Origin of the sequence: Lysobacter sp. CFH 32150 (assembly GCF_022758295.1) — a bacterium.
GTDB lineage: Bacteria > Pseudomonadota > Gammaproteobacteria > Xanthomonadales > Xanthomonadaceae > CFH-32150.
Window position 1 is genome coordinate 562,774 of record NZ_JALDWJ010000001.1, and the last position, 21,274, is coordinate 584,047.

Genomic DNA, 21,274 nt, shown 5'->3' on the forward strand with positions numbered 1-21,274 from the left:
GGAACAACACTCACGTGGCGTCCTGCCACGGGCGAGACAACTGCATCGCGGCGCTGATCAAACCTACATGCGAGTAGGTTTGCGGGAAATTGCCCCAGGCCTCGCCGTCGTCGAAGGCCAGGTCCTCCGACAACAAGCCCAGTGGGTTGCGGCGTGCGAGTACGGACTCGAACAATTCGCGGGCCTCGTCGCGGCGTCCGATCGCCGCCAGCGCCTCCACGTACCAGAAGGTGCAGATGGTGAAGCTGGTTTCCGGCGCACCGAAATCGTCGGGTGCGACGTAGCGGAACAAACCGCTCCCGCGCCGCAGGTCGCGCCCGGCAGCTTCCACGGTCGCGATGTAACGCGGGTCTTGCGGAGACAGGAAGCCGAGATCGGCCAGCAACAAGAGGCTCGCATCCAGGCGTTCGCCGCCGAATGCGTCGACGAAATGGCCGAGTTGCGGATTCCATGCTTCTTCGAGCACACGTTCGCGGATTTCATCGGCGCGCAGACGCCAGTACTGGGCGCGATCGTGGAGCGCGAAACTCGAAGCGATCTTCGACAACCGATCGCAGGCCGCCCAGCACATCACGGCCGAATACGTATGCACCGCGCTGCGGCCGCGGAATTCCCACAAGCCTGCATCGGGCTGGTTATGGAGTGCATAGGCGCGCTCGCCCAGCGGCTCGAGGCGCATGAACATCGCAACGTCGCCAGGCCGTTCCAGGCGCTGGTCGAAGAAGAGTTGCGTCGACGCGAGGACGACGCTGCCGTACACATCGTGCTGCCGCTGCTTCCAGGCCAGGTTGCCGCGGCGCACCGGGCCCATGCCGCGGTATCCGGCGAGTGCAGGCACCTCTTCTTCGTGCAGCGCCGTGTCGTAGTCGATGCCGTACACAGGTTGCAGTTCCGTGTCCTCGCTGACGGCGAGGTTGAAGATATAGCGGATGTACTCCTCCATGGTGCGCGTAGCGCCGAGGCGGTTGAGCGCACGTACAACGAACGCCGCGTCACGCAACCAGCAGTAGCGGTAGTCCCAGTTACGCGTGCTATGCGGGGCTTCCGGAATGGAGGTCGTCAGCGCGGCAACGATGCCGCCGGTGTCTTCGTACTGGCACAGCTTCAGCGTGATCGCGCTGCGGATCACCGCTTCCTGCCACTCCAGTGGAATCGACAGGTACCGCGCCCATTCGCGCCAGTAGTCGATGGTCCGTTCCTCGGCATCGTTGACGAAGTTGAAGATGGGCTGGGTGAGGGTTTCATCCGGGCCGAGTACGAAACGGAGTTCGCGATCCAGCACGAACGGCAGCTCATCGCGCAGCAACCGCAACGGCGCATCGGTGGTGAGGCGCATGACATGGCCCGTCAACAACCAGCGCATGTGGTTGCTGCCCCAGGTCCGTTCGGGCTCGCGCGCGCCCCACTCCATCAGCGGACGCAGTCGCACGCGGATGCGGGGTGTGCCCGCAACGGGACGGATCCGTCGCACCAGGGTCACGGGCTTGTAGAACCGGCCGAAATGGCGCCAGCGCGGGGCGAAATCGGTAATTTCCACGATGCCGCCGCGGCTATCCTGCAACCGCGTGCGCAGCACTGCGGTGTTGGGCAGATAGTGCTGTTGCGATGACACCAGGTCTTCGACCTCTACCGCCCATTCGCCGCCACCCTGTCGCGGCGAGAGCAATGCGCAAAACGCAGGATCGCCGTCGAAGGCGGGGAAACAGCTCCACACCACGCTGCCACGGGCATCGACCAGCGCACCGAAGGTGCCATTGCCGACCAGACCCAGGTTGAGATCGGCCGTGCGCATCAGGCCTGCACCGTCGTTTCGGCCACCATCGCACGCAGCCATTCGCGCACCGATGCCGGGTCTGGCAACGCATAACGCGCCGCGCTGTCACGCTCCCCGACCAGCACGCTGTGACCACCGTGCGCATTGACGACAGCGAAGCCGTGTTCGTCGGTTTGATCATCGCCGACAAACACCGGTACGCGGTCGCGGAACGGCAACACCGTCATCAACGCGAGGATCGCTGTGCCCTTGTCGATATTTACGCCAGGCCGGAATTCAAGCACGTGGTCTCCAGCTTGCACGCGGTATCCCGGCAAGCGCGGCAGCGCCGCCGACACGAACGCATGGAAGGCCCGGGCCGCCGCCGGCGCGCTGCGCCAATGCAATGCCAGGTTCGGCCCCTTCGATTCGACCAGTGCGCCGGGCCAGGCCTGAGCGAGGGCTTCTGCCTCGGCGCGTATGCGTTCCAATGCCGGCGGTGCATGTGGCGCAGCCCTGGTGAAGCCTCCCGGGCCGCGCAACTCCAACCCATGCAACCCCGCAGCCGGCATCTGCCGCAATGTCGGGAACAGTCGATCGAGCATAGAGAGCGCGCGACCGCTCACCAGCGCCACCGCGCCGTGCAATTTCTCCGCCATGGCCTCGACTGTCTCCGTCAGACCCACTGGCACCACCACCCCTTCGGGCGTGGCCGCAAAATCCAGCAGACATCCATCGACATCGAGAAATAGCGCCCAATCGTCGGCCAAGGCAGGCGGACGCGGGCGCGGGGCTTCGCTGGGCAGCTCCATCGAACCATTCTGGCGGGGCGTACGTTAGTGTGGAGTCGACGCGTCAAGCCTTCCCTGCTCTGACCACGCGGCCTACACGGCGTTGCGCCTACGTTGGCGGGATGAGGATCGCGCAGGTCTCACCACTATACGAGTCCGTTCCTCCGCAGTTTTACGGCGGCACCGAACGCGTGGTGGCCTATCTCACCGACGCGCTGGTCGAGGCGGGACACGACGTGACTCTGTTCGCATCGGCCGAGGCGTGCACGCGCGCGCGCCTCGTGCCCGTACGTGACCAGGCCATCCGTCTCGATCCGGCTGAACTGAAGTCCGATCTCGCCGCGCACCTGAGCATGCTGCACGAGGTGCGCCAACGCATCGATGACTTCGACGTGGTCCACTTCCATGTCGATATGGTGCATTTCCCGCTGTTCGCCGATCGCGCCGCACAGACGCTCACCACGTTGCATGGCAGGCTCGATCTGAAGGATCTCGCCGGCGCGTACCGGCGTTGGCCCCGATTCCCGCTGGTTTCGATTTCAGACCGCCAGCGCGAACCGCTGCGCAATGCGAGCTGGATCGGGACCGTCCACCACGGCTTGCCATCGTCGCTGTGCCCGTTTTCACCGGAGGGACGCGGCGGTTATCTTGCTTTCCTTGGCCGCATTTCGCCGGAGAAGCGGGTGGACCGCGCCATCGAAATCGCGCAGCGCGCCGGCTTGCCATTGAGGATCGCCGCGAAAGTCGATCCGGTAGATCGCGCCTATTTCCACGACGTCATCGAGCCGCTGCTCGCCGCGCCCGGGATCGAGTACATCGGCGAAATCGGGGATGCCGACAAAGGAGCGTTCCTCGGCAACGCACTGGCGTTGCTGTTCCCGATCGATTGGCCCGAGCCTTTTGGTCTGGTGATGATCGAAGCGATGTCCTGCGGCACGCCCGTCGTCGGCTGGCGCTGCGGTTCAGTGCCGGAAGTGCTCGACGATCCGGCGGCCGGTCGCATCGTCGAATCCATGGATGCGGCAGTCGCCGCCGTGGTGGACGTCATCGCGCTCGACCGGCGCGCAGTCCGCGACGTGTTCGAACGCCGCTTCACTGCACAGACGATGGCGCGTTCCTATATCGAGCTTTACCGTCGCCTATGCGAAACGCCCCTGAGCGGCGTCCGCGCCGTACACGCATGAGTCCGTTGTCATGAGCATGGATCCGGCGGCCACCGCCGCGCTCTATGCCAGCCACGTGCTCAAGGATGGCGACACGTTCCTGGTCGCCAACGGCTACGGCGACGTCGACGGTGGCAGCAATGGACTGTTTCGGGACGACACACGCCTGTTGTCGGTCTATCGGCTGCGCCTGGGCGAAACCCAACCTGCATTGCTGAGCGCAGCGGTGACCGAGGACAACGTGTTCTTCGTCGCCCACCTCACCAATCGCCAGTTGCCGCCGCTCGGCGGGCCAGCAGCGCCGCAGGGGCTACTGCATCTTTGCCGCTCCCGCTTCATCCACCAGGAACGCCTGTTCGAGCGCATCGCCTGCATGAACTACGGCGATCGCGCGATCGTCTCGCCGCTGCGCATCGAACTCGCCGCTGACTTCCGCGACATGTTCGAAGTGCGGGGCAGCGTACGTGCCGCGCGCGGCGAATTGCTCACCGAGGAAACACTGGCAACCGGCGTGATGTTCCGCTATCGCGGCCTGGACCACGTGACGCGCGCTTCGGCGATCACGTTCTCACGCGCGCCGACGCGCATCGACGGAAATACAGTCGAATTCCTGCTGGAACTGCCGCCAGGCGGAAGCGACGAGTTGTATGTCGAAGCGGGCACCGAAGCAGGCCAGACTCCTTCGCGCGAGCGCTATCGCACCGCAGCCGCGCAGGCACGTCTGCGCATGCGTGCAAGGCAGCGGCGCGGTGCACGCGTGCGCAGCAACGGGCCGTTGTTCGACGCGTGGATGCAGCGTTCGCGCGCAGACCTCGCGCTGCTGACCAGCGAGCTGGAAACCGGACCGTATCCTTTTGCCGGTATCCCATGGTTTTCGACACCCTTCGGACGCGATGCGGTGGTGACCGCGTTGCAGACGCTGTGGCTCGATCCCGGCATCGCCCGCGGCGTACTCAGTTTCCTCGCGCGTCACCAGGCACAGGAAGAGTCGGCGTTTCTCGACGCCGCGCCCGGCAAGATCATGCACGAGACGCGCAAAGGCGAGATGGCGTCGCTGCGCGAACTTCCTTTTGGCCTGTACTACGGCGGCGTCGATACCACGCCTTTGTTCGTCATGTTGGCCGGCGCTTACGCTCGACGCACCGGGGACCTGGCGTTCGTCGACACGCTATGGCCGGCGTTGTTCGCCGCCACGTCATGGATCGAGCGGGTATGCGACGCCAACCCGCTCGGGTTCCTGGACTACGCGCGCGGCGCCGCATCGGGACTCGCGAATCAGGGCTGGAAAGACAGCGAGGACTCGGTCTTCCACGCCGATGGCCGCTTCCCGACCGGACCGATCGCGCTGGTCGAGGTCCAGGGCTACGCGTTCGCCGCGCTCCGAGCGATGTCCGGACTGGCAGCACTCCGCGGCGACGAAGCTGCCGCCGACCACTGGCAACAACGCGCCGAGAAACTGCGCAGTGCGGTCGAAGAAAAATTCTGGATGCACGAACGCGGCTACTACGGCATCGCGATCGACGGCGAAGGCGCGCTGTGCGAAGTCTGCGCCAGCAATCCCGGCCACCTCCTCTACGTCGGCCTGCCGCAGGACTCGCGCGCGCATGCCGTGGCGACACAGTTGCTGACACCCCTCTTCCATACTGGCTGGGGGCTGCGCACGCTGTCGAAAGGCGAACCGCACTACAACCCGATGTCCTACCACAACGGTTCGGTATGGCCGCACGACACCGCGCTGTGCGCTGCCGGCATCGCGCGTTACGGCCATCGCGAAGCGGCCGTGCGCCTGCTGCGGAGCGCATTCGAAGCGGCAGTGAACTTCGACATGCGTCTGCCCGAACTGTTCTGCGGCTTCGCCCGCGTACAAGGCGCGCCGCCGATTGCCTATCCAGTCGCCTGCCTGCCACAAGCCTGGGCGGCTGGTTCATCCTTCATGCTGCTGCAGGCCTCACTTGGCGTCGACATCGACGGATGGCGCCGCGAAATCATCGTCGATCATCCGCGACTTCCGCCTGGGATCGACGAAGTCCGTCTACATGACATCGGAATCGGTGGCGATCACGTCGATCTCCTGTTCCGGCGCTTCGGCGAACGCATCGGCATGTTCGTCGAAGGTCGCCGCCCCGCAAGCGTGTCCGTACGCTTGCGGGAGTGACGCGCGCCAAGATGCTTCAGCGCTTGCTGATGCGTTCGCGCAGCGGCAGGCGCGTGGGCCAACCGCCGGCCATCGCCTTGTAGAGCGCGATCATGCTGGTCGCGCTGCGCGTGCGGACGTCGGCGAAGGCATCCTGTGCCTGCAGTCGCGTGCGCTCGGCATCGAGCACCTCGAACAGGTCGGCGGCGCCGGCTTCGAAACGCAGACGCGCAAGTTGTGCCGCCTTCGCGCTGTCGATTGCAGCCCGCTCCAAATGCTGGTCTTCCGTACGTGCCCGGGCATAGCGCACCAGGGCGTTCTCGGTGTCTTCCAGCGCCAGCAGGACCGATTGCTGGTAACGCGCGAGCTCACCCTCGGCATCGGCATCGGACGCGGCGATGCGCGCGCGCACGCGGCCGATGTCGAGGAACGACCAGTCGATGCCGAGTGCGACCAGGCGGGTTTCGCTGTCGCGTTCGAACAAGGCGCTGCTGTCGATCGCCTGGCTGCCGATCAACCCGCCAAGGGTGAAGCGTGGGAACAGGTCCGCGGTCGCGACGCCGATGCGAGCGGTGGCCGAATGCAGGCGATGCTCAGCCGCCGCGACATCCGGCCGACGACGTAGCAACTCACCAGGCGTGCCGGCATCGAGACGAGCCGGTAATGCGGGAAGCGGTGCCGGCGTTTGCAGTTCGGCGATCAGGGCTTCCGGCGTGCGTCCGGTGAGCACCGCGAGGCGATGCATGGTGACTGCGACCTGCGCTTCCAGTGCCGGAACACGCGACAAAGTCGCTTCGTGTTGTGCGCGGGCCCGCGACGTGTCGAATTCGGTGCCGCGGCCGGCGTCGAAACGCGCGTCGACCAGGCGCAGGGTTTCGCGCTGGTTGTCGGCGTTTTCCTGCGCGACGCGCAGACGCTCCTGCAGGCCGCGCAGCTCGACGTAGCTGCGCGCCACCTCGCCAACGATCGCCACCTGCAGCGCCGCGAGGTCGGCGGCACTGGCTGCGGTGTCGGCGCGCTGTGCTTCGACACCGCGGCGGACACGACCGAACAGGTCGAGTTCCCAGCTCGCATTGATTCCGGCGCTGTAACTTTCGCCGTCGCGATCGGCACGGGCCACGCCCGGCGCCTGGTCGGCGCTGGCGCGTGTGTCGGCGGCTTCACCGCTGGCCGTGATGGTGGGCAGGTAATCGAACTTCGCGCCGCGCAGCAGCGCATTCGAGCGGTCGTAACGCGCCAGCGCGATGCGCAGGTCGTGGTTCGCGTTCAGCGCCTCATCGACCAGTTGCGTCAGCATCGGGTCGTTGAAGCTGCGCCAGAACTCCACGTCCGGAGCGGCTGTCGCGGTGTCGGCGCTGGGCCCGGCCTGCGCGAAGCGCTCGGGCGTGGACACGGTCGGCTTCACGAAGTCGGGACCGACGGCGCACGCGGCGAGCGCGAGCGACAGCACGGTTACCACCGGCAGTTTCAGCTTATGCATTGATGGTCTCCAGGTTGCCCTCGACGGCATCGCGTTCACGACGCGTCACCAGCTTGCGCAGCGCGACGTAGAACACGGGCGTGAGGAACAGGCCGAACAGGGTCACGCCGAGCATGCCGGCGAACACGGTAATGCCGGTGACCGAGCGGACTTCCGCGCCGGCGCCATGCGACAGCACCAGCGGCACCGTGCCGGCGATGAAGGCGATCGAGGTCATCACGATCGGACGCAGACGCAGGCGGCAGGCTTCCAGTGCTGCTTCCACGATGCCCTTGCCCTGCATTTCCAGTTCGCGTGCGAACTCGACAATCAGGATCGCGTTCTTGCACGCCAGGCCCATCAGCACCACCAGGCCGACCTGCACGAACACGTTGTTGTCGCCGCCGGTGAGCCAGACGCCGCCCAATGCCGAGAGCATGCACATCGGCACGATCAGGATCACCGCCAGTGGCAACGTCCAGCTTTCGTACAACGCGGCGAGCACGAGGAAGGCGAGCAGGATCGCCAGCGGGAACACGACCAGCGCCGCGTTGCCTTGCGTGGCCTGCTGGAAGCTCAGGTCCGTCCACTCGATGTTCATGCCGTTGGGCAACACCTTCGACGACAGGTCGGTGAGCGTGGCCATCGCCTGCGCGGAGGACAGCATGCGCGGATCGGCTTCGCCCGCCAGGTCGGCGGCCGGATAACCGTTGTAGCGCAGTACCGGATCCGGGCCGTAGGTCTGCTTGATCTTCACCATCGAACCGATCGGCACCATCTCGCCCCGGTCGTTGCGGGTCCGCAGGTTGGCGATGTCCTCGACGCTGTCGCGGTACGAGCCGTCGGCCTGCGCGATGACCTGCCAGGTGCGGCCGAACTGGTTGAAGTCGTTGACGTATGCCGAACCCAGGTAGGTCTGCAGCGTGTCGAACAGCTCGGTCAGCGGCACGCCCTGCGCCTTCGCCTTGACGCGATCGACTTCGGCGTCGAGTTGCGGCACGTTGGCCTGGTAGCTGCTGATCGGGAAGCCCATGCCCGGCGTCTGTGCGACCGCGCCCTGCATCGCACTCACTGCGTTCTGCAACGCGCCATAACCGAGGTTGCCGCGGTCTTCGATGAACAGCTGGTAGCCCGAACCGTTGCCGAGGCCGAGGATCGGCGGTGGCATGAAGGAGAAGGTGAAGCCTTCCTGCAGGCCGGCGATCTTCTGGTTGATCTCGGCGTTGATCTCCGCCGCACTACGGCTGCGCTCACTGAACGGCTTGAGCGGGAAAAACACCACCCCGGTGTTGGGCGTATTGGTGAATTGCAACGCGTTCAAGCCGGGGAATGCGACCGAGTGCGCGACGCCTTCCGTGTTCATCGCGATTTCGCTCACCTTGCCCAGCAACGCGTCGGTGCGCGAGAGCGAGGAACCTTCAGGCAGCTTCACGCCTGCAATGAGGTACAGCTTGTCCTGGATCGGAATGAAGCCGGCAGGCACCAGCTTGAACATCAGGCCGGTTGCTACGAGCAGCACCGCGTAGACCACGAACACCGCGCCGCGCTTGCCCAGCGTGCGCGAGACCGCGCCTTGGTATTTGTCCGAACTGGTCTTGAAGAAACGGTTGAACGGACGGAACACCCAGCCGAACAGGCGATCGATCAGGCGCGTCGGCCCATCTTTCGCGGCGTCGTGCGGCTTGAGCAGCCGCGCGGCCAACGCGGGCGACAAGGTCAGCGAGTTGATCGCCGAGATCACCGTCGAGATCGCGATGGTCACCGCGAACTGCTTGTAGAACGCGCCGGTCACGCCCGACAGGAACGCCATCGGCACGAATACCGCGCACAGCACCAACGCGATCGCGATGATCGGTCCGGAGACTTCCTTCATCGCCTGGTGCGCCGCAGCCATCGGGCTCAGGCCTTCCTCGATGTTGCGCTCGACGTTTTCCACTACCACGATCGCGTCGTCGACCACGATGCCGATCGCCAGCACCAGGCCGAACAAGGTCAAGGTGTTGATCGAGAACCCGAGCAGGTACAACGCGGCGAAAGTGCCGACGATCGAGATCGGCACGGCGATCAGCGGGATGATCGAGGCTCGCCAGGTCTGCAGGAACAGGATCACCACCAGCACGACCAGCAGCACCGCTTCCAGCAGCGTGGTCACCACCGCCTTGATCGAATCGCGCACGAAGATGGTCGTGTCGTAGACCGCCTCGTACTTGATGCCCGCCGGGAAGCGCTTGGACACCTCTTCCATGTTGGCGATCACTTTTTCCTGGATGTCGAGCGCGTTGGCGCCCGGCGCCTGGAAGATGCCGATGGCGACTGCGTTCTTGCCGTCGAGTTGCGAGCGCAGCGTGTAATCGCCGGCGCCGAGCTCCAGACGGGCGACGTCGGACAGGCGCACGATCTCGCCGCCCTCGCCGCTCTTGAGCACGATGTTGCCGAACTCCTCCACGGTGTTGAGGCGGCCCTGGGCATTGATCAGGGTCAGGAAATCGCTGTTGGGCATCGGCTCCGCGCCGATCTGGCCGGCCGAGACCTGCACGTTCTGCTCGCGCATTGCGCGCAGCACGTCGCCGGCAGTCAGTCCGCGTGATGCGATCTTGTCCGGATCCAACCAGGCGCGCATCGCGTAGTCGCCACCGCCGAAGATCTGCGCATCGCCGACGCCAGGCAGGCGGGCCAGCGCATCCTTCACGTGCAGGCGCGCGTAGTTGCGCAGGTACAGCGTGTCGTACTTGCCGTCCGGCGACGTCAGGTGCACCACCATGAGGAAGGTCGGCGACTGCTTCTGCGTGGTCACGCCCTGCCGTCGCACGTCTTCAGGCAATCGCGCCAGCGACTGGGCAACGCGATTCTGCACGCGCACCGCCGCGTCGTCGGCATCGGTGCCGGGACGGAAGGTGACCGTCATCTGCAGCACGCCGTCGGAGCCCGCGACCGACTTGAGGTACATCATGTTTTCTACGCCGTTGATCGCTTCCTCAAGCGGCGTGGCCACGGTTTCGGCGATCACTTTCGGGTTGGCGCCGGGATACACCGCGCGCACGACCACCGAAGGCGGCACTACTTCCGGGTATTCGCTGATCGGCAATATCGGAATCGCGATCAGGCCGGCGGCGAAGATCACGATCGACAGCACCGCGGCGAAGATCGGTCGGTCGATGAAGAATCTTGAAAAATCCATGGTGGGGTCCTTGTGCGACCTTCGGCCGCATTAATTCCTCAACCCTCCGTGTGTGCGGAAGGGTGCTTGCATAAAACGAGGGCCTTGCCGACCCTCCCCCGCGAAGGGGGAGGGAACGCGGGGGAGGATCGGCAGGCACTCAGGCCATTGCGACACGCTCAGTTCGAGGAGGGGGGAGCCTCACTTCGCACCTGCCGCACCAGCCACTTGCGGGGCGGGTGCCGGCGCGCCCATCGCGATCTGCTTCGGCGCGACCGGCATGCCGGGGAAGAACACTTTCTGCACGCCGTGCACGATCACCTTGTCTTTCGCCGTCAAGCCGGATTCGACGACACGCAATCCATCGATCATGCGTCCGAGCACGACGTCCTTGCGCACCGCCGCGTTATGCGGGCCAAGCACATACACGTACTTGCGGTCCTGGTCGGTGAGCACTGCCTTGTCATCGATCAGCAACGCCTTGAACTGGCCACTGCCCTGCAGCTGGACGCGTGCGAACAGGCCGGGCGTGAACACGCGATCGGGATTGGCGAGCACCGCGCGTGCGCGGATCGTGCCGGTCCGCGGATCGACCTGGTTGTCGACGAAGTCGACGGTGCCTGCATGTGGATAACCTTCCTCGTTGGCCAGGCCGACGCGGACCGGATTGCGCGAATCGTCGCGCTCGCCCTTGCGCGCCAGTTCGTTGTAGCGCAGGTAGCTTTGCTCATCGCCTTCGAAGTAGACGTGCACCGGGTCCAGCGACACGACGGTGGTGAGCAGCGTGGCGTCGGCCTGAGCGAGGTTGCCGGTGGTGACCATCGCGCGACCGGCGCGGCCATCGATCGGCGAACGCACCTGGGTGAACTGCAGGTCGAGTCGGGCGCTGGCGACCGCAGCCTCGGCGGCGTGGACGCCGGCATTGCCCTGCGCCGTAGCGGCCTTGCGCGTTTCGAATTCCTCGCGCGAGATCGCCTTGACTTCGATCAGCGCCTGCGCGCGCGCATCCTGCGTCTGCGCCAGTCGCGCTTCGCTGCGCGCGCGTTCGAGATCGGCCAGTGCGCGGTCGAGCGCGGCCTGGTACGGGCGCTGGTCGATCGCGAACAACAGGTCGCCCTTGCGGACTTCCTGTCCTTCCTTGAAGGCAACGCGTTCGACGTAGCCGCTGACGCGCGGACGCAGTTCGACGGTTTCGACGGCGACGACGCGGCCGGTGAACTCATCCCACTGGCGGACTTCCTTCGACAGCACCGTGGCCACGCTCACCTCGGGGGGCGGCGGCATGCCCGCACCCTCGGCGTTGTCGGCCGCCTTGCTGCCGCAGCCGACCATGGCCAATGCGACCAGCATGCTCGCAGCCAGCGCGAGGACGGGTATTCCAGTACCGGATCGGGCGAGGGCTTTACGGGGAGTCATTGGGGGATACCTCGTTGGGGTTTGAAGGGGTCATGGCTTGAAGTAGCGTGCGCGCGTCCTGTAGCCAGCGTTCTGTCAGCAGAGGTACGTCGCGATTCGTTTCCTGCGCTGGCGCGGCAGCAGGCGTGGGAGTTGGAGCAACTGGACGCGAGGGGACGACGAAAGGCACCACTGCGCGTGTCGGTTCGGCGGCGTCGCCGCGTTCGACCAGTTCGATGGCGCGTCGGCCGATCGCCTCCACGCTCGGCCAGTGCGAGCAGGCATGCAATCGGTTGTGTTCTCCGCATGCCGGTGCGTCGACCGACAGCAACTGCAATCGGACGCCCAGCGCGCGCGCCTCGTCATGCAACGCCCACGCGAGCATGCGCAACGCGGCAGCCGCGACCGAACGATGGGCGTAGCCCGCCCAAGGCTTCTGGCTTCCAGGGCCGCCGACGAGCACGTAACTGCCGCCGCGGCCGGTCTCGGCGAGCAACGGCAAAAGATGCCGAGCCGCCGACAGATGTGGCAGCAGGTTCTCGTCGAGCTTGAGGCGCATCACCTCGGTCGCCTGGTCGAGCAGACGGCCACGGCCGGCGTGGTTGGAGATCGCCACGACGACGCCCGCAATCGGCCGGCGGAGGTCGCGCAGCGCCAATGCCAGTTGCTCGCTCTCGCCATCGGTGGCAATGGAACCCGGCAACAGCACGATGTCGCTGTGCGGATACGCCGCTTGCAGCTGTGTGAGTTCGTCAGGGTCGCGGGCGACTGCAATCAAGGGACGACCGGATTCGATCACCGCCCGGACCACGCCCTGGCCGATGATCCCGGTCGCACCGACGACAAGAACAGCGGCTTTCATTGTCCCGCCACCGGGATGTTTTCTCCCGCATGTGGGACGGTCAGCCAGCTACGGAGTCGCGTCCACAACCAGTTGCCCACGGGCACCAGCACCATCGCAACCGGAAGCAACACCACGAATCCGAGCACCCAGGCCGTGATCAGCCCTTCCAGCAGGCCCTCTGCAAATGCTTGTTGCAGCAGGATTGCGGCCAGCCACACCAAAACGGCGATGGGCGGAAGCAGTAACAGGACGAAGGCGGCGAAGCCGCGGCGGGTGGTCAACATGACAGCAGCACTCGGGGGAACTGGTGCAAAGAGTAGAGGCGCACGTGGCACTTGATTAGCCGCCAATTCAGGGAATAATTGTCCCGAAATCGGGCCAATCGCCCGTCCCCCGCCGGAGTCCCCCATGTCCCGCGATCTCAACGACACCCTGGTCTTCGTCAAGGTGGTCGAGCACGGCAGCTTCATTTCCGCAGCCCGCGCATTGCGCCTGCCCAAGACCACGGTCAGCCGCAAGGTGCAGGACCTGGAGACGCGCCTGGGTGCGCAACTCCTGCATCGCACCACCCGCAAGCTCGGCCTCACCGAAGCGGGCAACATCTATTTCGAGCATTGCTCACGGATCGCGCGCGAACTCGATGAGGCGGAAAGCGCCGTCGGACAGCTTCAGGGCGGTCCACGCGGGTGGTTGCGGATCACCGCACCATATTCGATGGGAATCGAGCGCATCGCGCCGCTGCTCGGCGAGTTCCATGCACGTCACCCGGAAGTGCGGGTCGAGATGGTCCTGACCAACGAGCCGTTGGACCTGATCGACAAGGAGATCGACGTCGCGCTGCGCGTCGGCAACCTGCCCGACTCCAACCTGGTCGCCCGGCGGCTCACGGTATTCCGCACCCAGATCTACGCGAGCGCAGAGTACATCGAACGTCACGGCGAACCGCTCCACCCCGACGACCTGCAGCATCACCGCGCACTGGCCATGCACAAGCAACGCCACAACGGTGGTTTCCTGTGGCCACTGAGCGATGGCGAACGCAGCGTCGATTACCGCGTCGACCCGGTGTTCGTCGCCAACGATCCCGCTGCACTGCGGGGCGCCCTGCTGTGCGGCGAAGGCCTGATGCTGGCCAGCGACATCATGGTCAAGCCGTATGCCGAGCGAGGTTTCGTCCGTCGCGTATTGGCCGGCTGGAGCGGACCGGAGTACGAGCTCAACGCGGTGTTCCCGCGTGGACGCGTGCAGTCGCCGAAGGTACGCGCGTTCGTGGATTTCATGGTCGAGCGGCTCAACTTCGACGCGGATTACATGCAATTGCTCTGCCCGGATGCCAAATGCTCCAGCGAGTTGGTCGGCGACGTGCCCGCAGAGGTCGCCGTGGCGATCTCCCACGCCAAGACGCAGCGGGCTGCCATAACCAGGCGCGAAGAGCAGAGCACGGACACGGAAACCGCCGAATCTGTTTGAGCAGAAGCGTCACCGAATCGGCATGACGCTCTAGCCATCGGCTAGAATCCTCGGCGCTTTTACCAGCATCGTCGCCCGCCTGGAGCCTGTCATGTCGCAACTCGCCTATCGCCGTGTCCTGTTGAAGTTGTCCGGCGAGGCGTTGATGGGAGACGAGGACTACGGCATCGACCCGAAGGTGATCGGGCGGCTGGCGCGCGAGGTGATCGAAGCGCGCGAAGCCGGGGCCGAGATCGCGCTGGTGATCGGCGGCGGCAACATCTTCCGCGGCGCGGGACTTGCGGCCGGCGGCATGGACCGGGTCACCGGCGACCAGATGGGCATGCTGGCGACGGTGATCAACGCGCTGGCGATGCAGGACGCACTGGAGAAGCTCGGCGCGAAGTGCCGGGTGATGAGCGCGATCAAGATCAACGACGTGTGCGAGGACTACATCCGCCGCCGCGCCATCCGCCACCTCGAAAAAGGCCGCATCGCGATCTTCGCCGCCGGCACCGGCAATCCGTTCTTCACCACCGATTCCGGCGCCGCGCTGCGCGCGATCGAGATCGGGGCCGACCTGCTGCTGAAAGCGACCAAGGTCGACGGCGTGTACGACAAGGATCCGAAGAAGCACAAGAATGCGGTGCGTTTCGAGAAACTGAGCTACGACGAGGTCATCGCCCGCAACCTGCAGGTGATGGATACCGCCGCGTTCGCGCTGTGCCGCGACAGCGACCTGCCGCTGCGCATCTTCGACATGAGCCATCCCGGCGTCCTGTTGAGCATCCTGCAGGGCGAGCCCATCGGCACGCTGGTCCAAGGCCGGAGCTAGTAGGGCCTGTTAACGCCGACAGAATAGGTCGCGCCGGGCCTGAAGCCATGCGAGGCAAGGAAAAGAGAGGGAATGTATGTCGATACATGACCGAGCGATGACGCGGCATCGCATGGCTTCAGGCCCGGCCCGGAGGGTTGCTCCTCAGTGGCCACCATGCGGCGCCGCGCGCCTCGACCTTGCAGCCAGCAAGGCGCATCGTCGCAACACCACCTGGCGGCCACTGATGAGCAACGCGACCTACTCTGTCGGCGTTAACAGGCCCTGACCGTGGGTGCCGGCCACAGCCATAGCCACGGCACTTCGACGACACGCGCGTTCGCGGTCGTCACCCTGGTCAACCTCGGCTACACGGCGCTGGAAGCCGGCTACGGCTTCATGACCAACTCGCTGGCGTTGCTGTCGGACGCCGTGCACAACCTGGGCGACGTGTTGGGCCTCGCACTGGCCTGGGGCGCGGCGGTGATCGCACGACGACCGCCGACCGCGCGCCACACCTACGGGTGGCGTCGCGCCACATTGTTGTCGCCGCTGGCGAACGCGCTGCTGCTGGTGGCGTTTTCCGGCGCGCTAGGCTGGGAGGCGATCCGCCGCTTCACTGCACCGCCGGAAGTGCCGGGCTTGCCGGTCATGGCCGTGGCCACGATCGGCATCGTGGTCAACCTGTTCGGCGCATGGATGATGCGCGAGGGCCACGCCGAGGATCTGAACCGCCGCGGCGCCTTCCTGCACTTGATCGCCGACGCCGCGGTCTCGCTGGCCGCGGTGGTGGCCGGCCTCGGGATCTGGTGGCTGGGCTGGGTCTGGCTCGATCCTGCGATCGCATTGCTGATCGGTGTCGTGGTCGCTGTCGGCGCATTCGGGCTGCTGCGCGAGAGCTTCAACGCGGCGATGGACGCGGTGCCGCGCGGCATCGACCAGGGGCAGGTCCAGGATTTTCTCGCCGGGCAGGCCGGCGTGAGCGCGGTGCACCACCTGCATATCTGGTCCCTGGGCGCAGGCGAAATCGCCATGACCGCGCATCTGGTGCGAGCCGACGATGGCGACCATGACGGCTTCATCGACCGCCTCACGCACGACCTCGACCACCGCTTCGGCATCAACCACCCGACCCTGCAGATCGAACGCGGAACCGCATGTGAGCACGATCGGCATGATCGTGCGCCGCATCACTAGGCACGTGTTCCTTCTCCCTCCGGGGTGAAAGCGTACTGCTTGCGAGCCACTGGCTCGCGTACGCTTGAACGCCCTTGCGCGATGCGCAAGGGCTGGGGCGCGGAGCGAGGTGCCCGAAGGGCGGATGAGGGGCGGCGAAGCGATGTAGCGCCAGATTCCAGCGGAATCCGGCACCCGTGATAACGCAAGCAAGTGCGACATCATCGCTTCGCCACCCCTCACCCCAACCCCTCTCCCGATGGGAGAGGGGCTTCATCTCGCTATAATCCCGCGGCTACGGACACAGGCCTGGAGCCCGCGATGCTCAATGAGATCAAGAAAGACGCCCAGACGCGCATGGCCAAGAGCGTCGATGCTCTCCGCCACGAACTGGTGAAGCTGCGCACCGGCCGCGCCAGTACCGCACTGGTCGACCATATCAAGGTCAATTACTACGGCTCCGACATGCCGCTGTCGCAGGTCGCGAGCGTCGCCGTCACCGATTCGCGTTCGCTCACGATCACGCCATGGGAAAAGCAGATCGTCGGTGCGGTCGAAAAGGCGATCCTCGCCTCGGACCTCGGCCTGACCCCGAACACCGCCGGCACCGTCATCCGCCTCAACCTGCCCGCGCTGACCGAAGAGCGCCGCAAGGAACTGTCCAAGCACGTGCACGCCGGTGGCGAGGATGCCAAGGTCGCGATCCGCAACATCCGCCGCGACGCCAACCACCAGGTCAAGGAACTGCTGAAGGACAAGAAGATCACCGAGGACGAGGCCAGCCGCAGCGAAACCGAGATCCAGAAGGTGACGGACGCAGCCATCAAGGACGTCGACGACGTGGTCAAGGCCAAAGAACAGGAATTGATGGCCGTCTGACCGCCGGAACGAGCAAGCTCCGTCCGCATGTCCTCACCGCAACCAGGCATCCCGCGCCACCTCGCCGTCATCATGGACGGCAACGGCCGCTGGGCCGAACGTCGCCGTCGTCCGCGTGCAGTCGGTCATCGCGCCGGCGCACGCGCAGTCAACGTCTGCATCGATTTCTGCATCGACACGGGCATCGAGGCGCTGACCCTGTTCGCCTTCTCCAGTGAGAACTGGGGCAGGCCGGAGGACGAAGTCGGCGCGTTGATGAAACTCTTCCTCAACGCACTCGAGCGCGAAGTCGACGAACTCGACCGCCGCGGCGTGCGCGTGCGCTTCATCGGCGAACGCGGCCGCTTCAACGAAGCGATCCGGGCGCGCATGGATGCCGCGGAAACGCAAACCGCCGCCAATACCCGGCTGCATTTGAGCGTTGCCGCCAGTTACGGCGGGCGTTGGGATATCGCCAACGCGGCGCGCAGCCTTGCGGCGGATGTCGCTGCCGGGCGCCTGCGTGTCGAAGACATCGACGAGGCCGCGCTCGGCGCGCGCACCGCACTCGCCGACCTGCCGCCCCCCGACTTGTTCATCCGTACCGGCGGCGACACCCGCATCAGCAATTTCCTGTTGTGGCAACTCGCCTATACCGAATTGTGGTTCACGGAAACGTTGTGGCCGGACATGGATGCGGTGACACTGCAACGCGCCGTCGACGACTACGCTGCCCGCGAGCGCCGATTCGGCCTCACTGGCGCACAAATCGCCCAGCCTTCCAACGGCATGCCCACAACCGGCACGCCTTCAAACGGACTTACTGAATGACCCGTACGCGACTCCTGGCTGCGCTATTCATGACGCCAATCGCGATTGCGGCGGTCCTGCTGTTGCCGACGCCGTGGCTGGTCGCCCTCGCGGCCGTCCTCTTCCTCGCCGGCCTGTGGGAATGGCTTCGCCTGGCGGAGATCGACGACACCCTGCACCGTACCGTGCTGCTGGTCGCCAACCTGGCAATGATGGTCGCGATCGTGTGGGCCTCCCGTTCCAGCAGCGGTTATAGCTACGTGTTGTTCCAGATTGCCGTGGTGATCGGCGTGATCTGGTGGCTGCTGGCGCTGCTGTGGCTGCAGCATTACGCCTTCGCCTCCGACCACGACACCCACGCGCGCGCATTCAAACTCGCTGCCGGCACGCTCAGCGTCATCCCGGCCTGGGCTGCGCTGGCGCTGATCCATGCCAGCGAGCCGAATGGCCATCGCTGGCTGTTATTGGCGCTGCTGGTGATCTGGGCCGCCGACACCGGTGCGTATTTCGCCGGCCGTTACTTCGGCAAGCACAAGCTCAGTCCACGCATCAGCCCGAACAAAACCATCGAAGGCTTGATTGGCGGTGTCGTGGCTTCGCTGTTGGTCGCCCTGGTGGGTGCGCCACTGGCCGGGGCCACACTCGCGCAATTGCCATGGGTTGCGCTGGTGGTGGTGGTCACCGTCGGCTTCTCGGTGGTGGGCGACCTGTTCGAAAGCCTGCTCAAGCGACATGTTGGCGCGAAGGATTCCGGCGACCTGATCCCCGGACACGGCGGCATCCTCGACCGCATCGACAGCGTGCTCGCCGCGCTGCCGGTGTTCGCGCTGGGCAAGAGCTGGTTCGGCTTCTGATGCGAACGCGATGAAGCAGGTTGCTGTCCTTGGCGCTACGGGTTCGATCGGCACTTCCGCGCTCGATGTCATCGCGCGCCATCCGGATCGGCTCCGCGCGAATGTGCTGGCCGCAGGCAGCAATGTCGATGCCTTGATCGCACTGTGCGGCATGCATCGGCCGCGGCATGCAGTGATTGCCGAAGAATCCGGTTTCGCCGCCTTGCGCGATGGCCTGCGCGCAGCCGGTCTCGATACCGAGGCACATGCCGGCGCTGCCGCGCTCGATGCGATGGTCGCGGGCGATGCCTGCGACACGGTCGTCGCCGCAATCGTCGGCGCGGCTGGTTTGTCGTCGACGCTTGCCGCGGCATGCGCAGGCAAGCGCCTGCTGCTGGCGAACAAGGAATCGCTCGTTCTGGCCGGGGAGTTGCTTACCGCAACCGCGCACGACGCCGGTGCGGAGATCGTGCCCATCGACAGCGAACACAACGCGATCTTCCAATGCCTGCCGTCGGCGCACGCGCGCGATGGCTTGCAGCGCATCTTCCTGACCGCGTCCGGTGGGCCATTCCGCGGCAAGCGCCGCGATGAATTGGTAGACGTGACCCCAGCCCAGGCCGTGGCGCACCCGAAGTGGTCGATGGGGCCGAAGATCTCGGTCGACTCGGCCACGCTGATGAACAAAGGCCTCGAAGTGATCGAGGCGCACCATCTTTTCGGCCTGCCCGCGGCGCGGATCAGCGTGCTGGTGCATCCGCAGAGTCTGGTGCATTCACTGGTCGAATTCGTGGACGGATCCACCTTGGCCCAGCTTGGCTTGCCGGACATGCGCACCGCGCTCGCGGTCGGCTTCGCCTGGCCGGAGCGGATCGCGTCCGGCGTCAGGGGCCTTGATTTGCTGCAGCACGGCCGGCTCGATTTCGAGACGCCGGACCTGGATGCCTTCCCTTGCCTGCGACTGGCCTACCAGGCGCTGGAGGCCGGCGGGACCGCACCGGCCGTGTTGAACGCAGCCAATGAAGTCGCGGTTTCAGCCTTTCTTCAGGGCCGGGTCGCTTTCCTAGACATCCCTGCGCTGGTCGAGGATAGCCTCGCCGCGCTCCCACCCACCCCGGCGGACACGCTGGATGTGCTGCGCGCAGCAGATGCGCAGGCACGTCGGCACGTCGAACAGGCAATCGCACGGATGACGAGTCATGGCTGAGGCTTCAAATGGGTGCGGCTTCAATGAGTAACTTCCTGGGCTCCGTGTGGTGGATGATCGTCAGCCTCGGCGTGCTGGTGACTTTCCACGAGTTCGGCCATTACTGGGTCGCGCGTCGCAGCGGGGTCAAGGTGCTGCGGTTCTCGGTCGGCTTCGGCAAGGCGCTGTGGTCACGCCATGACCGCCACGGCACCGAGTTCGTGATCGCGGCGATCCCACTCGGCGGCTACGTCAAGATGCTCGACGAGCGCGAAGGCGATGTCCCGGCAAGCGATGTCGCGCAGGCGTTCAACCGGCAGACGGTATGGAAGCGGATCGCAATCGTCGCCGCCGGCCCGGTCGCCAACCTGCTGCTGTGCGTAGCCCTGCTGTGGGCGATGTTCGTGATCGGCCGACCGGATTTCGCGCCGGTCCTCGGCCGCGTTGACGGTATCGCCGCGCAGGCGGGTTTCCGCAGCGGTGATACGGTGCTGAAAGTCGGTGAGCGTGCGACTCCGACCTGGAGCGAAGCGGCGCTGGCGCTGACCACCGCCGCGCTGGATCGCGGCACGGTGCCTGTGGATGTGCGCACTGCCAACGACAGCCTCGCCACCCGCCAGTTGTCGCTATCGCAACTGCCGGCCGAATTCGATGAGCCACACGCCGTGCAGGTCATGGGCTTCACCCCGCGGCATCGGCTGCTGCCACCTGTCGTTGGCGACATCGGCGAAGGTACACCGGCCTACGGTGTGCTGGCCGAGGGTGATCGTGTCACGGCGGTCGACGGGCAGCTGGTGGCGGCCTTCGACGACATCGGGCCACTGGTGCAGCAACTCGGCGTACGCGGCGGCACCGGCATGGTCGAAGTCGACCGCGGCGGCAAACGGCTGGCGCTGGAACTGGCTCCTCAACGCCGCACTGATCCGGAGCGCGGCAGCTACTGGGCGCTCGGCATCACCCCAGCTCCGGCCGAAGTCCCCCCCTACGACGCAACCTTGCGCTTCGGCTTGATCACAGCCCTGCCCGCCGCGGTTCAGGAAACCAGCAAGATGGCCGGCGACTCGATCGGGATGATTGCGCGCATGTTCAGCGGCCGCGCCTCGGTCGAGAACGTGTCCGGTCCGATCACCATCGCCCGCTACGCCAATGCCTCGGCCCAGCTCGGTACGGCCTGGTTCTTGAACTTCCTGGCCCTGTTGTCACTCAGTCTAGCGATCCTCAACCTCCTGCCGATCCCGGTCTTGGACGGCGGGCACCTGCTGTATTACCTTATCGAGTTGGTCAAAGGCAGTCCGTTGAGCGAACGCGCCATGGCCGCCGGGCAATACGTGGGCCTGGCGCTCCTGGCCGGGTTGATGGGCCTGGCGTTCTACAACGACATCCTGCAACTGGTGCGCTGACCACGCCTGGACAACCTGCACCCGCGACCCCGCCCTCGCCTCACCGGCGAAG

16 protein-coding genes and 1 pseudogene are annotated in these 21,274 nt (G+C 65.7%); 10 read left to right on the plus strand and 7 right to left on the minus strand.

Annotated elements, in window-relative coordinates; all coding sequences use genetic code 11:
- Nucleotides 1-10: 10 nt before the first annotated feature.
- Entirely contained in the window at nt 11-1,792 is a 1,782-nt protein-coding gene (locus MO486_RS02555; RefSeq protein WP_242904303.1) for a glycoside hydrolase family 15 protein, read from the minus strand.
- Nucleotides 1,792-2,565, minus strand: a complete 774-nt coding sequence (gene otsB / locus MO486_RS02560; protein ID WP_242904304.1) for a trehalose-phosphatase — start codon at nt 2,563-2,565, stop codon at nt 1,792-1,794. The genes MO486_RS02555 and otsB overlap by 1 nt, the downstream gene beginning before the upstream one ends.
- A gap of 101 nt (nt 2,566-2,666) precedes the next feature.
- Between otsB and MO486_RS02565 the strand changes: the two genes are divergently transcribed.
- Both MO486_RS02565 and MO486_RS02570 read left to right on the plus strand, forming a co-directional pair.
- Nucleotides 2,667-3,728, plus strand: coding sequence for a glycosyltransferase family 4 protein (locus tag MO486_RS02565; protein ID WP_242904305.1), 1,062 nt, complete (start codon nt 2,667-2,669; stop codon nt 3,726-3,728).
- A gap of 10 nt (nt 3,729-3,738) precedes the next feature.
- Nucleotides 3,739-5,862, plus strand: a complete 2,124-nt coding sequence (locus tag MO486_RS02570) for an amylo-alpha-1,6-glucosidase (protein WP_242904306.1) — start codon at nt 3,739-3,741, stop codon at nt 5,860-5,862.
- Nucleotides 5,863-5,878: 16 nt separating this feature from the next.
- Here MO486_RS02570 and MO486_RS02575 read toward each other — a convergent pair whose 3' ends face one another.
- The 5 genes from MO486_RS02575 to MO486_RS02595 form a co-directional block, all read right to left on the minus strand.
- Nucleotides 5,879-7,321, minus strand: a complete 1,443-nt coding sequence (locus tag MO486_RS02575; RefSeq protein WP_242904307.1) for an efflux transporter outer membrane subunit — start codon at nt 7,319-7,321, stop codon at nt 5,879-5,881.
- Nucleotides 7,314-10,478: a multidrug efflux RND transporter permease subunit gene (locus tag MO486_RS02580; protein WP_242904308.1), complete on the minus strand. Its 3,165-nt coding sequence runs from the start codon at nt 10,476-10,478 to the stop codon at nt 7,314-7,316. The genes MO486_RS02575 and MO486_RS02580 overlap by 8 nt, the downstream gene beginning before the upstream one ends.
- Nucleotides 10,479-10,658: 180 nt before the next feature.
- The gene (locus MO486_RS02585) at nt 10,659-11,807 is read right to left on the minus strand and encodes an efflux RND transporter periplasmic adaptor subunit (RefSeq protein WP_242904600.1); all 1,149 of its coding nucleotides are present in this window, start codon (nt 11,805-11,807) and stop codon (nt 10,659-10,661) included.
- Nucleotides 11,808-11,859: 52 nt separating this feature from the next.
- Nucleotides 11,860-12,714 carry an SDR family NAD(P)-dependent oxidoreductase gene (locus MO486_RS02590; RefSeq protein WP_242904309.1) on the minus strand — a complete coding sequence of 285 codons (855 nt, stop codon included), beginning with the start codon at nt 12,712-12,714 and terminating at the stop codon, nt 11,860-11,862.
- Nucleotides 12,711-12,980, minus strand: a complete 270-nt coding sequence (locus MO486_RS02595; RefSeq protein WP_242904310.1) for a hypothetical protein — start codon at nt 12,978-12,980, stop codon at nt 12,711-12,713. The genes MO486_RS02590 and MO486_RS02595 overlap by 4 nt, the downstream gene beginning before the upstream one ends.
- 124 nt (nt 12,981-13,104) lie before the next feature.
- Between MO486_RS02595 and MO486_RS02600 the strand changes: the two are divergent.
- From MO486_RS02600 to rseP, 8 genes and pseudogenes are all read left to right on the plus strand, one after another.
- Nucleotides 13,105-14,010, plus strand: a pseudogene (locus MO486_RS02600) (LysR substrate-binding domain-containing protein); the annotation flags it as partial.
- Between the two features lie 247 nt (nt 14,011-14,257).
- Entirely contained in the window at nt 14,258-14,980 is a 723-nt protein-coding gene (gene pyrH, locus MO486_RS02605; protein ID WP_242904311.1) for a UMP kinase, read from the plus strand.
- A gap of 270 nt (nt 14,981-15,250) precedes the next feature.
- Nucleotides 15,251-16,156, plus strand: a complete 906-nt coding sequence (locus tag MO486_RS02610; protein ID WP_242904312.1) for a cation diffusion facilitator family transporter — start codon at nt 15,251-15,253, stop codon at nt 16,154-16,156.
- A gap of 300 nt (nt 16,157-16,456) precedes the next feature.
- Nucleotides 16,457-17,014, plus strand: coding sequence for a ribosome recycling factor (frr, locus tag MO486_RS02615; protein ID WP_242904313.1), 558 nt, complete (start codon nt 16,457-16,459; stop codon nt 17,012-17,014).
- A gap of 27 nt (nt 17,015-17,041) precedes the next feature.
- Nucleotides 17,042-17,824 (plus strand): polyprenyl diphosphate synthase, encoded by a 783-nt coding sequence (gene uppS / locus MO486_RS02620; RefSeq protein WP_242904315.1) that lies wholly within the window; start codon nt 17,042-17,044, stop codon nt 17,822-17,824.
- Nucleotides 17,821-18,657 carry a phosphatidate cytidylyltransferase gene (locus MO486_RS02625; RefSeq protein ID WP_242904317.1) on the plus strand — a complete coding sequence of 279 codons (837 nt, stop codon included), beginning with the start codon at nt 17,821-17,823 and terminating at the stop codon, nt 18,655-18,657. The genes uppS and MO486_RS02625 overlap by 4 nt, the downstream gene beginning before the upstream one ends.
- Before the next feature lie 10 nt (nt 18,658-18,667).
- Complete coding sequence (locus MO486_RS02630) at nt 18,668-19,843, plus strand: 1-deoxy-D-xylulose-5-phosphate reductoisomerase (protein ID WP_242904319.1); 1,176 nt, start codon at nt 18,668-18,670, stop codon at nt 19,841-19,843.
- Between the two features lie 23 nt (nt 19,844-19,866).
- Nucleotides 19,867-21,222 carry an RIP metalloprotease RseP gene (rseP, locus tag MO486_RS02635; RefSeq protein ID WP_242904321.1) on the plus strand — a complete coding sequence of 452 codons (1,356 nt, stop codon included), beginning with the start codon at nt 19,867-19,869 and terminating at the stop codon, nt 21,220-21,222.
- Nucleotides 21,223-21,274: the final 52 nt, after the last annotated feature.

What these genes read in the sequence shown, in the direction of transcription:
- MO486_RS02555 (WP_242904303.1), bottom strand. Translation starts at nt 1,792, where the DNA reads ATGCGCACGGCCGATCTCAACCTGGGTCTGGTCGGCAATGGCACCTTC.
- otsB (WP_242904304.1), bottom strand. Translation starts at nt 2,565, where the DNA reads ATGGAGCTGCCCAGCGAAGCCCCGCGCCCGCGTCCGCCTGCCTTGGCC.
- MO486_RS02565 (WP_242904305.1), top strand. Translation starts at nt 2,667, where the DNA reads ATGAGGATCGCGCAGGTCTCACCACTATACGAGTCCGTTCCTCCGCAG.
- MO486_RS02570 (WP_242904306.1), top strand. Translation starts at nt 3,739, where the DNA reads ATGAGCATGGATCCGGCGGCCACCGCCGCGCTCTATGCCAGCCACGTG.
- MO486_RS02575 (WP_242904307.1), bottom strand. Translation starts at nt 7,321, where the DNA reads ATGCATAAGCTGAAACTGCCGGTGGTAACCGTGCTGTCGCTCGCGCTC.
- MO486_RS02580 (WP_242904308.1), bottom strand. Translation starts at nt 10,478, where the DNA reads ATGGATTTTTCAAGATTCTTCATCGACCGACCGATCTTCGCCGCGGTG.
- MO486_RS02585 (WP_242904600.1), bottom strand. Translation starts at nt 11,807, where the DNA reads ATGCTGGTCGCATTGGCCATGGTCGGCTGCGGCAGCAAGGCGGCCGAC.
- MO486_RS02590 (WP_242904309.1), bottom strand. Translation starts at nt 12,714, where the DNA reads ATGAAAGCCGCTGTTCTTGTCGTCGGTGCGACCGGGATCATCGGCCAG.
- MO486_RS02595 (WP_242904310.1), bottom strand. Translation starts at nt 12,980, where the DNA reads ATGTTGACCACCCGCCGCGGCTTCGCCGCCTTCGTCCTGTTACTGCTT.
- pyrH (WP_242904311.1), top strand. Translation starts at nt 14,258, where the DNA reads ATGTCGCAACTCGCCTATCGCCGTGTCCTGTTGAAGTTGTCCGGCGAG.
- frr (WP_242904313.1), top strand. Translation starts at nt 16,457, where the DNA reads ATGCTCAATGAGATCAAGAAAGACGCCCAGACGCGCATGGCCAAGAGC.
- uppS (WP_242904315.1), top strand. Translation starts at nt 17,042, where the DNA reads ATGTCCTCACCGCAACCAGGCATCCCGCGCCACCTCGCCGTCATCATG.
- MO486_RS02625 (WP_242904317.1), top strand. Translation starts at nt 17,821, where the DNA reads ATGACCCGTACGCGACTCCTGGCTGCGCTATTCATGACGCCAATCGCG.
- MO486_RS02630 (WP_242904319.1), top strand. Translation starts at nt 18,668, where the DNA reads ATGAAGCAGGTTGCTGTCCTTGGCGCTACGGGTTCGATCGGCACTTCC.
- rseP (WP_242904321.1), top strand. Translation starts at nt 19,867, where the DNA reads ATGAGTAACTTCCTGGGCTCCGTGTGGTGGATGATCGTCAGCCTCGGC.